Genomic DNA, 14,117 nt, shown 5'->3' with positions numbered 1-14,117 from the left:
GGTAATTGGTAATTGGTAATTGGTAATTGGTAATTGGTAATTGGTAATTGGTAATTGGTAATTGGGGAAGAGGTGAAATTCTTATACAGCAGATTTCGCTCTAATGAGGTACAAACTTGAATTATGAAACTCTTGTAGTGCGGGCATACTTCGACCCTTCGACAGGCTCAGGGCATCGCAAGCTCAGTACAAGTCTTGCCCGCTGGATATGTACCTCATTACACCGGAAAGTGCTGTATATTCCCCGTTACCCGTTCTCTGTTCCCTATTAAGAAACCCTAGTAAGGGATGCTAATGGATTTGGTATAGTGTCGCTAGGGGCGGAGAATTCTCCAGTAATCACATACTCTAACCGCAGTTTTAGCCAAGTTATAAATTGCGAATTGGTGGAAATAATGGCTGCCGCAGGTTGGGGACATTTCTTTTTAATACCTGCCATTTTTGGTGTTTCTAAAAAAGCGGGTTGCTTAACTAACCAAAAATCAATTTCTTTTTCTTGTTCATGATAGTTACGAGTCCGTTCTTTGAGAACTTCGTCTATCGGTTCTTGTTCCATAAGAAAGTGTTGACTGGCCAAAACGTAATAGTATGTTTGCATTTTCTTTGCTTGCTGACTAATCTATAATTTTAGGTTACTGTGGTAATATGCCCGACTTCTAGTATTAATTCATCATTTATTAACATCATGAAAACAGAAGTCGGGGATCTGCTATAATTTTAGGGCGCAGTGTTGAATCTGTACCCTGAGCGATTAACTTTTCTTCAATCCCTGAAACCAAGAACCAAAAGGACAACCACTGCCCTTATTTTCACTATTTTCTAGTTTGCCACCTGCTGTCAGGCTTTCTAAAAATAGGGCATTATCAAAATAGTGTTCTAAGGAAACAATTTTTAAATCTTCGGTGACATGAGCAACACTCATACCGATAATTTCAACTGTTTTCCCTGTGGGTGCATAATCTTTATACTTACCCTGAAAATGTCCCCAGTGTCGCCATTTAAATGTAACATTGGGAGGACCAGAATAAACTGCCAATACTTCCCAGGGAAATCCTTGAGGAAAGGTACTATGAAAGATATCATGGGATGATTCAAAACTTTCCTCTGAAGCTTTGTAATGTTCAGAATCAGCCATAAATAAATTATAAGTACCTGATTTACCTAATTCGGCAGCGGTGTATTCTTGACCACCATTGCTTGTTACCCGGAATTTGTCATTGACGATAGATAACCACTGTTCGGGGTTAGTTTTCCATGACACTTCCATTTCAAAGGTTCTCACCAGATTTTCAACTATAGCTTCTAGTGTACCTTCGAGATGATGGTGGATACTCTCTTTTGCTAGGTTTTTCTCAGAACGGCTATAGTCAGGGGGTTTTTGATTGCGCCATTGAGCATCAGTGCTGGCTGCAATTACCTTGTCTCTATCTTGTACCCATAGGGGCAAGTTGTTAGACTGTTGAGAATTCATAGTAGGTTGAAGTTTCCAAATTTGACTCTAATTTTCTGGAATTACGCAGCTATAACCCCTCTGGAAGAAATTCAAAATTGAGAATTAAAAATTAAAAAAGAAGAAACCCTTTTTAATTTTTAATTTATTAATTTTTAATTGGAACGAAGTGACATTGCTTCTTTCATTTCTCGAACTGCTCTTTCGATACCTACTAAAGCTGCCCGACTAATGATAGTATGACCGATGTTTAGTTCTTCCATGCCTGGAATTGCAGCAATGGGGTAAACGTTCCAGTATGTGAGTCCATGACCTGCATTCACCCGTAAACCTGCTTTAATGGCTTGTTCACAGCCTTGGGCTAATAAAGCTAGTTCTTTTTGGCGAGTTGTTTCGTCTTTGGCTTCCGCATATTGTCCTGTATGCAGTTCAATAAATTTGGCTTTTACCTTGACAGATGCCTCAATTTGTGGTGGTTCGGCATCAATAAACAAACTTACGGGAATGCCAGCATTTTGCAACTTATCAACTATCTCTCCTATTCTAGCAATTTGTCCGACAATATTTAAACCACCTTCTGTTGTTACTTCTTCCCGCTTTTCCGGTACTAAGGTAACATAATCGGGTTTGATATCTAGGGCTATGGCTAACATTTCTGCGGTTGCTGCCATTTCTAGGTTTAAGTGGGTTCTCACCGTTTCCCGCAATAGTCGCACGTCTCTATCTTGAATATGTCTTCTATCTTCGCGCAAATGGGCTGTAATGCCATCTGCACCTGCTAGTTCTGCGAGAATTGCCGCTGCTATGGGATCTGGTTCTACTGTGCGCCGTGCTTGGCGAATGGTAGCGATATGGTCAATATTTACACCGAGTGTAGGCACGCCTGGTTTCTCCTGTTCAACAATCCTTAGATGTTGATTTTAGCGAAAATACCAATTTTAGGGGTGAGTGATCGTATTATAAAGAAAGGTAACTCTCAAAAATTTGACAATCTCTGAGGTGATATGCTTTTAGAACTGCAACAAATTATTGTCAACCCTGGTCAACAAATGTTACTCAAGGATATTAGTTGGCAGAAGTTGGAAAAGATTTTAGAGGAAATGGGAGAAAGGCGTGCAGCGCGTATTTCTTATAGTGATGGTTGGTTAGAAATTATGGTTCCTTTACCTGAACATGAAAAAGATAAAGAACTTCTTGGTGATTTAGTCAAAATTTTGTTGGAAATACTCCAAATTGATTTTGAGCCTTTTGGTTCGACAACACTGAAAAATGAGCGAATGCGGCAAGCTGTAGAACCGGATACGAGTTTTTATATTCAAAATCAAGCTGCTGTAATTGGCAAAAATCGCATTGATTTAAATATAGATCCACCACCAGATTTGGCTATTGAAATTGATATTACTTCTCGGACTCGATTTGATAATTATGAGATTTTGGGAGTTCCTGAACTGTGGCGATATCAACAACAAGGTTTGGAGATTTTCTTGTTGAAGGAAGGGAAATATATAAAATCTCAATCTAGTCCTAATTTTCCTAATATTCCCATTATTGAATTAGTTAATGAGTATGTACGGCAGTGTTTAACTATTGGGAGAAGTCAGGCTATGCGGAGTTTTAGGAGTTGGGTTAAGGATAATTTGTAAATCCAGTGATTTTATCACCATTCTCTAGTTATATTGGATCTGAAAATTATTCTCCGAGAAAGATAGACATAGAATTTTCTGATGGATCTCCAATGGGTTGTTTAGTAAACTTCTTTGATGGAAAAGATTTTGTTAAAAACTTATATAAAATATTAGCTGCATTTTCCTCATTTGGTTCATAGCGAATTTCATAGGTTGGTGGATTTTCTTGTGGATAATTTTTGTCTTTGAAAAATGAATTGTCTTTTTCCCTAGTGGTTATTTGGCCTTTAAATTTATATGCGTTAAGTTTTTGTTTAATCATATCAGCATTTGTAGATAAAGATGTGATATTTTTTTTGTAATATATGAAAATTTTATACTTATCTAGTATACTAAAATCAAAATTATTGCTATTATTTACTGTTGATGGGATATTTGGTGCTGATATCTTCAAATTCTCTTTCTCTATCTGATAATAAATACTTGTTACTATAATGAAAATAGTTAAAACTGTGATCTTCAACGACAAAGGTGTATTCGTTACTTTAACGGTTTCACTTTGTGGAAGGTTTTGACTTTCATCAATGGCTAAATTTTTATCAAGCGAGAGACTAGCTTTTTGTTGAGAATTAATACTAGCATTAATTTTTTCTATATCTTCATCTCTTAGTCCCAAAATTTCTTGATAACGTCGCAATTCATGGCGAATATTATCACTTAAAGTCTTTTCATTTTCTAGCGCGTTAGTTAATGCCTGTTGATATTCTTTTAGTTTTTGTTGATACTCTCGATAAGGGTTTAAAACATCAGATTCAATTACAGTCGTTTCTTCAGTCCGCAATCCCAAATTCTGACCTAGAGTGTCTAAGATTTTGCGACCAATCACGGAAATTTCGCCTCTACTGGCATAAGTTTCAAATTCTTTACGATATCTCAGTTTGGGGTCGCCAATTGGTGTTTTAGCCAACAGAATTTTAAATCCTTCCTTAACTGCATATATTTCTGGTAGCATCGCGGGAGATGCTTCTTTAACTTTCTTTTTGGCGTATTCATGCAATTCATCAACTGAAATAACACCATCATTATCTAAATCCGCTGCACCTGTTTCAATACCTTCGACGATGTAGCGAGTATAAGTAGAAAGATTTTCTCCTGGTTGCTGAAAAGAATACTGTGTTGAAGTGGAAGAGGTAAGAACTGCACGTCCCTCTCCACCGAGTTGAGTCTGGATATCAACAGTACCATCATCTTTGGCTGACCAGCCTTCGGCAAATGCGCCACTAAAGCAACAGTCGAGAATTATGACTTGGCGCTTACAACGGCTATTGCCCATGATGTCATGGATGAAACTGGCAGGAACAGATGTTGATTTAATCAGTTGTCCTTGAGGATTTTTACGGGTGAGGCGAGTAGCGAGGTAAAGTTTGCCGCTTTCATCTTTAATGCCATGACCGGAGAAGTATACTATTGCTAAATCATCTTTATGGCGATCGCTAAATAATCTCTCAATTGCTTCTTGCATTGTTTGCGGATCGGGATTCTCTAGTTTTTGGATGTCTGCTTCAGCAAAGCCACCAGTTTCAGGATTTTGTAAAACCTTAGCCATAGCTTGTACATCCTTGACTGAGGCTGGTAATGAGTTCAGTCCAGGTTCATACTCGCTAACTCCAATTAGCAGGGCTACTTTCACCATTTTGCTATCCTTTCTTTATACTGTGCGATTTTTTCTTAGTTTGCTGCTACAAATTTTTGTGCTTGTTCAATGGCTGCTGCAAGTTCTTCCCGACTGCTGGCTTTAACTTTCAGCTTTTTACCGTTGGCTTCGACTTCTAATTCAATCGGTTTAGCACCCAAGCGATCGCCCAAAAATCCTAGTAATTGTTTAACATTGCCTATCGTTACTTCAGCTTGCAACATCCCAAACAGAAAACCTCCTAAAGCTTTTGAACCTTCTGGTACTTCTGTCACTTCTACAAATCCAGCACTTTCCACATCTAAGTCTTTAATGTCTCGCAGCAGATTCCGTGTTTCCCGTTCCTGCTCCTCTGCATCTAAATCTGGATTGGCAAGAGTAATTGTGAATTTAACATTAGATTCTGAACTCATTTTGCACCTGTGAAGTCTTTTAAGGAGTTGACTAACTATATAATATACGATTGTCTGTAATTTTACTGGATAAAATCGGAAATTTTTATAACTTTTAAGCAATTACCGCTATAGTCAAAGACTTTTAGAAAGCTCTGGGCAGATTATTATAGAAGTTTAGGCTTGATGAAAAAGGCGATAATCACTCATGACTACCGAAAAGAATCTAGCCATTGTGGACAGGGAAGCCCATGACTCATCCACTTATTATGTGTTTGACGATGGTGAAACCCATGACCCACCAACAGACTTAATATTTGATGATGGTGAACCCTTGGAATCATATAGACATCGGACTGGAATGAATGTCCTTATCCGATCATTGCAGCAGCTTTGGTGCGATCGCAATGATTATTTTACTGGGGGCAATATGTTTATTTATTACAGCAGCACCCAGGTTCGTAATCGTGATTTTCGCGGTCCCGATTTCTTTGCTGTTCTCAATATTGATGGTACTAACACTCGACAAGGTTGGGTGGTTTGGGACGAGAATGGTCGCTATCCTGATGTAATTGTGGAATTAATGTCACCTTCTACAGCAGCAATAGATAAAGGTATTAAAAAAGACCTTTATGAACAGACTTTTCGTACCTCGGATTATTTTGTCTATGATCCATTTAATCCTCGTTCTTTACAAGGATGGCATTTAGATGATAATCAAAAGTACCAGCCGTTAATCCCCAATGAAAATGGTTGGCTATGGAGTAGACGTTTAGGTTTATGGTTGGGAACTTGGGAAGGAACGGTAGAAAGGGAAACTACAATTTGGGCGCGGTTTTATGATGTTGCTGGTAATCTAGTTTTATTACCAGAGGAAGCAGCTAAATCGCAAGCAGAGGCAGCTAAATCTCAAGCAGAGGCAGCTAAATCACGAGAGGAGGAGGCTAAGGCAAAAGCAGATAGGTTGGCTGCCAGATTACGAGAATTGGGTGAAAATCCAGATATCTTGTAATCGTCAGGTTTCCCAAATCCCCGACTTCTCAGGACAAATCACAATTTCTGGAGATGATGACAGCAGAAGTCGGGGATCTTAATTTTTGCCTGCTCACTCCTGCTGTATAATCAACTGGAAGCACTGGTATAAAAACGGAGGGCAAACCGCCAAAACTGAGTAGAAATAAAGAATAAGACAATTGCTAAAAATCCCGCACCTAGCCACCAGGTAAACTGAATTTGACCTAACAGAGACTGGGCTGGAACTGTTGTTAAAAAAGTTACTGGAACTATAAAGGTAAAGAAGAAGCGATAAGCCGCTGGATAAGCTGTAATTGGATATCTTCCAGCATCTAGAAACCCTCTTAATACTTCTGTGACGTTGTATATTTTAACAAACCAAATACTTGTTGCGCTGAGGATAAACCACAGGCTGTAAAGAATGACTAAACCGCAAGCCAAGGGAAAAATAGTCAGTAAGTATTTGTCAATTCCTAAGTTAAGTTTTCTACCAGCGTAGCCAATGATGAGCAAACCTAAGATTAAATCTGGTATTCCCCAGAGGGAAAGGGTATGAATAGATAACCAAAACTGACTACGAATAGGTTTTAATAATACAAAGTCTAAGGTCCCTTCTTGAACATGACGCACAATCCGATTTAAATTGGGAGCGAGGAAGGTAGACGAAAAGCCTTGTAATAGGGTGAAAATTCCTAAGACTACTAAAGCTGCGTCCCATGACCACCCCGTAAAAGTGTAGCCTGTGCGGTAAAATAGGAACAAACCAAAGATACTACCTACTAAATTACCTAAGCTACTGAAAGCAGAAATGATAAAATTAATACGATATTCCATTTCTGCCGCAATGGCAGCATTCCAAAATAATCTCAACACTTTTAAATATCTTGCCATTTCTCGCCTTTACCCCAATATCTCTTGAATATAAAATAATTTTATCTAAACTTAATCTTATTTGGTATTTTTATAATTTATGAACGTTAAAATGTTGAATGCAACTTCTTAAGCAAATCGGATTTTATGCACTTTAATTTACCGGAATTAATTAAATCGCTGGGTTATTTTGGAGTATGGGGAATTATCTTTGCTGAATCTGGTTTATTGATTGGGTTTTTTCTCCCTGGTGATAGTTTACTATTTACGGCTGGATTTGTTGCTTCTCAAAACTTGCTAAATATTTGGGTACTGATTTTTGGTGCGTTTTTTTGTGCTGTATTAGGTGATAATGTCGGGTATTTTACAGGGCATAAATTTGGCAGAAAATTATTTGAGAAGGATGATTCTTGGTTATTTCGTAAAAAACATATTGTGAAAACTCAAGATTTTTATGAAAAGCATGGGAAAAAAACAATTGTCTTAGCTAGATTTATGCCAATTGTGAGGACTTTTGCGCCGATTGTAGCAGGTATTGGGGCTATGCACTATCGGTCTTTTATGTCTTATAACTTAATTGGTGGTTTTGTTTGGACATTTGGAATTACTTTGTTAGGATTTTTCCTGGGAAAAACTTTGCCAGCGGAACAGTTAGATAAGTATCTTTTAGCAATAATTGGCTTAATTGTTGTTGTTTCTTTATTACCATCTGTTATTCATGTAATTAAAGAAAATAGAGCTAATAAATGATCAAATGCTTTGTTTTGATGACAGTTTACCCATCCCTATTCCCAAATATGACCAAAAGCTGGTAGCGTCAAACAAAGGAAAATATTTTTTGTGGATGTGACAACTTGAAAACACGTTCTAATTATTGGCAACTTTTACCCTATATCCGCACCCAATGGCAACCTATTGCTAAGGGTTTTGTCGGGATTTTGGGATATGTACTGGCAACTTTAACCCTGATTAATGTCGCGGGTAAGTTGGCAGTTCCCTTCGGGAATGGTAATGTATTAGCGATCGCTCAATTAGCCGGAATCAGTGCTGCTATATTTCTTGTCAGGGGCTTTTTTCAGTCTGTACAAGATTTATACATGGCTAAGGCAGCGTTAAGAATCGCTTTTTATCTCCGGCAACAGGTTTATACTCATTTACAAAAACTCAATCTCAGCTATTTTGAAACTGCTAAAGCTGGAGATTTATCTTACCGTCTCACGGAAGATGTTGACAGGGTGGGAGAAGTTATTAATAAACTTTTTCATGATTTTACTCCCTGTGTTTTGCAATTAATTGCTATTCCCATTTACATGATTTATTTAAATTGGCAACTTACCTTAGCGACGGTAATTGTTGCTCCAATTATGGGAATTTTAATTGGTTGGTTTGGGGAACGTTTACGGAAATATTCTCTCAAAAGTCAAAGTCGTATTTCTGATTTATCCGCTATTTTAACGGAAGTTTTTAGCGGGATTCGCTTAATTCAAGCTTTTGCTGCGGAAAAATATGAAATTGATAGGTTTAGTTATGAAGCAGAACGCAGTTTTAAAGCTAAATATTCATTAGAAAGATTAAAAGCGATTCAAATTCCCATTGTCGGATTTTTAGAAGCTGTGAGTGCGTTATCTTTGTTAATGGTAGGAACTTGGCAAATATCTCAACGCAATTTAACTGTCGGTGAATTTTTTAGTTATTTAACAGCAGCAGCTTTGTTAATTGATCCTATTGGTCATACTACTAATAACTATAATGAATTTAAACAAGGTGAGGCATCAGTTGATCGGGTTTTTGAGTTATTAGCAATTCAACCAACGGTATTAGAAAAAACCAATGCTATTACCCTACCTGCTGTTAATGGTAAAGTTGAATATTGCCATATTACTTTTGCCTATAAATCAGGAGAACCTGTATTAAATAATATTAGTTTATTAGTCATGCCAGGTCAAGCTATTGCTCTGGTTGGTGCTTCTGGGGCTGGTAAAACTACTTTTGTGAATCTATTACCTCGATTTTATGATCCTGAATTTGGGGACATTTTTATAGATGATGTAAATATTCGAGATGTGACTTTAAATAGTTTAAGAAAACAGATTGGGATTGTTCCTCAAGAAACAATTATGTTTTCGGGAACTATTGCCCAAAATATCGCTTTTGGACAAAATGATTTTGATATGAATGCAGTAGAAGAAGCTGCAAAAATTGCTAATGCTGATCAATTTATTCAGCAACTACCGGAAGGTTATCATACTTGGGTAGGAGAGCGAGGTGTGAATTTATCCGGGGGACAAAGACAGCGAATTGCGATCGCTCGTGCAGTCCTGCTCAACCCGCAAATCTTGATCCTTGATGAAGCCACATCTGCCTTAGATTCCGAATCAGAAGCTTTGGTACAAGAGGCTTTGGAAAGATTAATGGAAAACCGTACGGTGTTAATTATTGCCCATAGATTGTCAACTGTCAGGAAGTGCGATCGCATTTTGGTGTTGGAAAAAGGGCAAATTGTGGAGTCGGGAAATCATGAGGAATTATTAGCTTTAGAAGGGAGATATGCCCGGTATTATGCTCAACAATAAGATCCATAACATCCCCGACTTCTTAGAGAAGTCGGGGATCTGAAATTCTCACAAGGGATACAAGACGCTACTGCAACCGCTATAATCCAATAATATGCTCATAGTTTAATCCCCAGCGTTCTTTATCAGATAGATCAGTTTTCATCGCTTTATCATAAGTTTAAATTATCCTAAACTAAGAATACTTTTGATATTTATAACTTATAGCAATTTGCCTTTAGATTTCCTTAATAATTAATTGAGAATCTTTTCTATTTATCAACGAGGTTGCAATACTTTCCGCGATTTGCTATAATCTAAGAGAATTTCATAATTGGGTTACTGTTGTCAATTTTTGATCTTTAAAAAGATGTTAGTCTCAAACCCTTTATTGACAGTAGTTTCAGAAATTATTTTCCCCGACTGATACAAAACTTTACAAAATTAATAGCTATTCCTTGAACAATTTTAGCCATGAATTTGCTCAGAAATGATCTAACTTGAGAGATAGTAAAAATTTACTATTGACAAATTGACAAAGACGTGATAATTAACCTGTCAATATTATTAATTTTAGTGATATTAAATCAACATGAATTACCTTAACTTCGATATATGTAAGGGTTTAGCAGTGCTAAACCCCCACATATCGCATCAATTACAGGATGGTTTGCTGAATATCCCCTAAACAATCACAAAATTATTAACATTCAATGTTCCTGTTAATCCTGTGACTTCAATGATGGCATCATTAGCAGCATTAAACCCTGCGGTTGCGTCATTAATAGCCACAAAGGTTTTTTGCCCGAAACTGAATTGAGCAGCGTAATTTGAACCAAAGGCTGCTAATTTTGCCCCAATACCAGCAGCATCTAGAGTATTAACTACTCCCACATCCACAAATCCAGCTAATGCCGTAGAAACACGGAACAAATCATTACCTGGAGTGGCGTTGAAATCAGTGATGACATCAAAATTAGCTAGGAGAGAATCAGTAAGATTTTGGTAGACAAATTTATCGCTGCCTAAACCACCAGTCAAGGTATCTTTACCACCCGCACCAGTGAGAACATCATTATTTGTACCACCGACGAGGAAGTCATTACCACTAGTACCTGTCAAAGTCAGACTAGAGGGATTGCCAATAGCACCATCACTATTTGCATCTATACCAAAGACAGTTTCTTTAGCCAAAGCATCAGCAGAATTTAATGCAAATTGTCCCTCAGAAGAAACCCAATTCCAGTTATTATCTAAATTCCAGATATGCAGGAAGTTTCCAGAAATGTTTTTCCAAAGAACTTGATTAACGCCATTGACGGTTTCCGCTGCTAGGGTTTGCCATCCTGCGTAGACATCTTGGAAGATTTGTACTCCACTATTTTTGATAGCAGTTGGGATAGTTTGCCCCACCTGAGCAAAGAATTTGTTGTCTGTATCTTTGACTAATTTAGTGTTACCTGATGATTCAATGAGAATGTAAGGATTGCCAGCAGGATTACCAATAACGCCATCACCATTGGCATCTATGCCGAAATTAGTTTCTTGAGTGAAAGCATCAGCAGAATTGAATCCAAATTGTCCTTCAGAAGAAACCCAATTCCAGTTATTATCTAAACGCCAAATATGCAGGAAGTTTCCAGAAACGTTTTTCCAAAGAACTTGATTAACGCCATTGACGGTTTCTGCTGCTAGGGTTTGCCATCCCGCGTAGATATTTTGGAAGATTTGCACTCCACCATTGTTAATAGCAGTTGGGATACCTTCTCCCACTTGGGCAAAGAACTTATTGGCGGTATCTTTGACTAATTTAGTGTTACCTGATGATTCAACTGTGGTGTAAGGACTGCCAATAATACCATCACCATTGGTATCTATGCCAAAATTAGTTTCTTGAGTGAAAGCTGCCGCAGAATTTAATGCAAATTGTCCTTCAGAAGAAACACGATTCCAGTTATTATCTAAACGCCAAATATGCAGATAGTTTCCGGCGGTATTTTTCCAGAGAACTTGGTTTTCACCATTCACAGTTTCCGCTGCTAGGGTTTGCCATCCGGGGTAAATATTTTGGAAGATTTGTTGTCCACCGTTTTTGATAGCGATTGGGGTATTTGTCCCTATTTGGGTAAAGTATTTATCTGTTATATCTTTAACTAGTTTGGTGTTGCCAGTTGATTCGATAGGGGTATAAGTGGGAGATGTAATTTCAATGATGCCTCGGAAAGAAGAAAGATCATTGGGATAATCGTTCCATTTACCAGCAGAACCGTAATTTAACACCACGTAATCTTCCCCGTTGGGACCACCATTGTCTGGTTGACCGGCATACCAGTTAGTGTAAGTAGATGTTTCACCACTTGCCCACTTAAATTGACCTTCTGTTACCTGATCTGTTAAACCAATCCACAACTGTTCACTACTACCAAAGGTACTGATTAACCAATCCTGCTCTGCTTGACTGTTAATGGTGACAAGATTTCCCCCTACACTCTGCGCTTGAGCCTGAGCTTGTTGCCATGTACCAAGATTAGTTAAGAGATATGTGCTGTTGTTGTAATTGAATGTACTGTCATCATTGATAATAGTTCCCGTGACGGCTGTAGTTGTGCCGACTGTATAACCTGTTCCTGAAGCTAAAGTTAAAGCCACAGTTTCATTATTTTCTACTGTTGTATCTGCGATAGGGTCAATAGTTAAAGTAGCTATATTTGCACCCGCAGCAAAGGTAATAGTTTTTCCTGTGCCGGGTGTTGCTCCTGTATAGTCGCCACTGTTGGCTGTGCCAGTAATACCGTAGTTAACAGTTAAGGGGTTGGTTGTCGCTCCTGTGCGGGTAAATGTGTAAATGAGGTTGGTTGTACCATCTTCTAGTACGCTATTGGGTGATACTGCTAGGGTAATGCTTGGGGAAATATTTGTAATTTCAACAATGCCTCTGCGGAATTGGTTACTCGAAGAATCATTCCACTTACCAGGAGAACCAAAATTCATTTCTACATAATCTTCTCCATCCCAGCCATTATTTGGTTCACCGGGAAGCCAGTTAGTATAAGTAGATATTTCACCACTCACCCACTTGAATGTGCCTTCTGTCACCTCATCTGTTAAACCAATCCACAGCGTTTGATTAACACCAAAGGTACTGACTAACCAATCCTGCTCTGCTTGATTGTTAATGGTGACAAGATTTCCGCCTAAACTCTGTGCCTGAGCCTGAGCTTCTTGCCATGTTCCATAACTGGTTAAAGTATATTGGCTGCCATTGTAGTTAAACATTAGATGATGTTCCTTTAATAATTTGGTAGATGAAATTATCCGATTGCTATTTCCAAGCACTGCTAGTAAAATACACTAGCTCCAGTCTAACCAACCTTATACTGACTTACGTACTGAGAAGCACTGACTTATCGTGACTTATAACTGAACTTTATTAATACATAGTCCGTAGTTAAAAATATAATTCACTATGCCACATCTTTAACCGGCATAGAGATGAGAATATACGTAAGATATAATTAGACAATCCAATATATACTGATGATGTTATAAATTAACCCAGGATAAGCAATGTCAAGATCACTATGCGTTAATAATGACCACATTGACAAAGTTAAAATAGCACTCACGCACAAAATGGCTATCCCCAGCAATTAGACTGGGAATTCATTCCCAGGCAGGCTATGGGTTTTACGTTCCCCTGCTAAACCCTTACATATCGCATCAATTACAGGATGGTTTAATGCTGATGTAGAGACATTTCATGAAACATCTCTACAATGTGTTTTGCCCAAATGATCCTAAAAACTACACTTAGACAATCACAAAATGATTGACATTCAATGTTCCGGTTAATCCTGTGACTTCAATAATGGCATCATTAGCAGTATTAAACCCTGCGGTTGCATCATTAATAGCCACAAAGGTTTTTTGTCCAAAACTGAATTGAGCCGCGAAATTTGACCCAAAGGCTGCCGCTGTTAATTTTGCCCCCATACCAGCAGCATCCAGGGTATTAACTGCTCCCACATCCACAAACCCGGCTCGCTCAGTAGAAACACGGAATAAATCATTGCCTGTGGTAGCGTTGAAGTCTGTGATGACATCAAAATTAGTTAAGAGAGAATCAGTAAGATTTTGGTAAACAAACTTATCAGCACCTAAACCACCAGTTAGAGTATCTTTACCACCCCCACCAGTGAGAATATCATTATTTGCACCACCAACGAGGAAGTCATTAGCACTAGTACCTGTCAAAGTCAGACTAGAGGGATTGCCAATAGAACCATCACCATTTGCATCTATGCCAAATTTAGTTTCTTGGGTAAAAGCATCAGCAGAATTTAATGCGTATTGTCCCTCAGAAGAAACCCAATTCCAGTTACTATCTAAATTCCAGATATGCAGGTAAGTAAGTTGGCGTTAAACAATCAACATATGTAACGAAATGTAAATTCGACAAATACCTTATAGATAGGTTATTTAAGGGTTTTTACGAAAAAAATGTATATTGATTTTATCGTG

The 14,117-nt window shown here is 38.0% G+C and carries 12 protein-coding genes and 1 pseudogene; 4 read left to right on the top strand and 9 right to left on the bottom strand.

Annotation, left to right across the window (positions count from 1 at the left end):
- Nucleotides 1-268: 268 nt before the first annotated feature.
- From PN450_RS11720 to PN450_RS11710, 3 genes are all read right to left on the bottom strand, one after another.
- Nucleotides 269-598, bottom strand: coding sequence for an MgPME-cyclase complex family protein (locus PN450_RS11720; protein ID WP_148762912.1), 330 nt, complete (start codon nt 596-598; stop codon nt 269-271).
- Nucleotides 599-751: 153 nt separating this feature from the next.
- Nucleotides 752-1,471 (bottom strand): nuclear transport factor 2 family protein, encoded by a 720-nt coding sequence (locus PN450_RS11715; RefSeq protein WP_271836438.1) that lies wholly within the window; start codon nt 1,469-1,471, stop codon nt 752-754.
- Between the two features lie 134 nt (nt 1,472-1,605).
- A complete protein-coding gene (locus PN450_RS11710; protein ID WP_271836437.1) occupies nt 1,606-2,331 on the bottom strand; it encodes a pyridoxine 5'-phosphate synthase in 726 nt (241 codons plus the stop codon).
- A 123-nt stretch (nt 2,332-2,454) separates the two neighbouring features.
- Here PN450_RS11710 and PN450_RS11705 point away from each other — a divergent pair, with 123 nt between their 5' ends.
- Nucleotides 2,455-3,093, top strand: coding sequence for a Uma2 family endonuclease (locus PN450_RS11705; RefSeq protein WP_271836436.1), 639 nt, complete (start codon nt 2,455-2,457; stop codon nt 3,091-3,093).
- A gap of 46 nt (nt 3,094-3,139) precedes the next feature.
- Here the strand turns inward: PN450_RS11705 and PN450_RS11700 are convergent, their stop codons facing one another.
- On the bottom strand, nt 3,140-4,768 hold the full coding sequence (locus PN450_RS11700; RefSeq protein ID WP_271836435.1) for a caspase family protein: 1,629 nt from the start codon (nt 4,766-4,768) through the stop codon (nt 3,140-3,142).
- 35 nt (nt 4,769-4,803) lie between these two features.
- The gene (locus tag PN450_RS11695; RefSeq protein ID WP_271836434.1) at nt 4,804-5,181 is read right to left on the bottom strand and encodes a hypothetical protein; all 378 of its coding nucleotides are present in this window, start codon (nt 5,179-5,181) and stop codon (nt 4,804-4,806) included.
- A gap of 187 nt (nt 5,182-5,368) precedes the next feature.
- On the opposite strand from PN450_RS11695, the gene PN450_RS11690 reads away from it, so the two are divergent.
- On the top strand, nt 5,369-6,172 hold the full coding sequence (locus PN450_RS11690; RefSeq protein ID WP_271836433.1) for a Uma2 family endonuclease: 804 nt from the start codon (nt 5,369-5,371) through the stop codon (nt 6,170-6,172).
- Between the two features lie 110 nt (nt 6,173-6,282).
- Here PN450_RS11690 and PN450_RS11685 read toward each other — a convergent pair whose 3' ends face one another.
- The gene (locus PN450_RS11685) at nt 6,283-7,065 is read right to left on the bottom strand and encodes an ABC transporter permease (RefSeq protein ID WP_168695288.1); all 783 of its coding nucleotides are present in this window, start codon (nt 7,063-7,065) and stop codon (nt 6,283-6,285) included.
- A gap of 126 nt (nt 7,066-7,191) precedes the next feature.
- On the opposite strand from PN450_RS11685, the gene PN450_RS11680 reads away from it, so the two are divergent.
- Both PN450_RS11680 and PN450_RS11675 read left to right on the top strand, forming a co-directional pair.
- Nucleotides 7,192-7,794: a DedA family protein gene (locus tag PN450_RS11680; protein ID WP_015079178.1), complete on the top strand. Its 603-nt coding sequence runs from the start codon at nt 7,192-7,194 to the stop codon at nt 7,792-7,794.
- Nucleotides 7,795-7,898: 104 nt separating this feature from the next.
- Complete coding sequence (locus PN450_RS11675; protein WP_271836432.1) at nt 7,899-9,617, top strand: ABC transporter ATP-binding protein; 1,719 nt, start codon at nt 7,899-7,901, stop codon at nt 9,615-9,617.
- A gap of 663 nt (nt 9,618-10,280) precedes the next feature.
- Here PN450_RS11675 and PN450_RS11670 read toward each other — a convergent pair.
- From PN450_RS11670 to PN450_RS11660, 3 genes and pseudogenes are all read right to left on the bottom strand, one after another.
- On the bottom strand, nt 10,281-12,872 hold the full coding sequence (locus tag PN450_RS11670) for a lectin-like protein (protein ID WP_271836430.1): 2,592 nt from the start codon (nt 12,870-12,872) through the stop codon (nt 10,281-10,283).
- Nucleotides 12,873-13,406: 534 nt separating this feature from the next.
- Complete coding sequence (locus PN450_RS11665; RefSeq protein WP_271836429.1) at nt 13,407-13,850, bottom strand: bluetail domain-containing putative surface protein; 444 nt, start codon at nt 13,848-13,850, stop codon at nt 13,407-13,409.
- A gap of 30 nt (nt 13,851-13,880) precedes the next feature.
- A pseudogene (locus PN450_RS11660) lies at nt 13,881-14,000 on the bottom strand (hypothetical protein); the annotation flags it as partial.
- Nucleotides 14,001-14,117: the final 117 nt, after the last annotated feature.

Origin of the sequence: Dolichospermum lemmermannii CS-548 (genome assembly GCF_028330815.1) — a bacterium.
In the GTDB taxonomy this organism is placed as follows: Bacteria; Cyanobacteriota; Cyanobacteriia; order Cyanobacteriales; family Nostocaceae; genus Dolichospermum; species Dolichospermum lemmermannii.
Note: the sequence above shows the minus strand (reverse complement) of the source record. Positions and strands in the feature narration are given on the sequence as shown.

Coding starts and splice junctions, on each gene's coding strand:
- PN450_RS11695 (WP_271836434.1), bottom strand. CDS start 5,181: ATGAGTTCAGAATCTAATGTTAAATTCACAATTACTCTTGCCAATCCA.
- PN450_RS11685 (WP_168695288.1), bottom strand. CDS start 7,065: ATGGCAAGATATTTAAAAGTGTTGAGATTATTTTGGAATGCTGCCATT.
- PN450_RS11720 (WP_148762912.1), bottom strand. CDS start 598: ATGCAAACATACTATTACGTTTTGGCCAGTCAACACTTTCTTATGGAA.
- PN450_RS11680 (WP_015079178.1), top strand. CDS start 7,192: ATGCACTTTAATTTACCGGAATTAATTAAATCGCTGGGTTATTTTGGA.
- PN450_RS11670 (WP_271836430.1), bottom strand. CDS start 12,872: ATGTTTAACTACAATGGCAGCCAATATACTTTAACCAGTTATGGAACA.
- PN450_RS11715 (WP_271836438.1), bottom strand. CDS start 1,471: ATGAATTCTCAACAGTCTAACAACTTGCCCCTATGGGTACAAGATAGA.
- PN450_RS11700 (WP_271836435.1), bottom strand. CDS start 4,768: ATGGTGAAAGTAGCCCTGCTAATTGGAGTTAGCGAGTATGAACCTGGA.
- PN450_RS11705 (WP_271836436.1), top strand. CDS start 2,455: ATGCTTTTAGAACTGCAACAAATTATTGTCAACCCTGGTCAACAAATG.
- PN450_RS11690 (WP_271836433.1), top strand. CDS start 5,369: ATGACTACCGAAAAGAATCTAGCCATTGTGGACAGGGAAGCCCATGAC.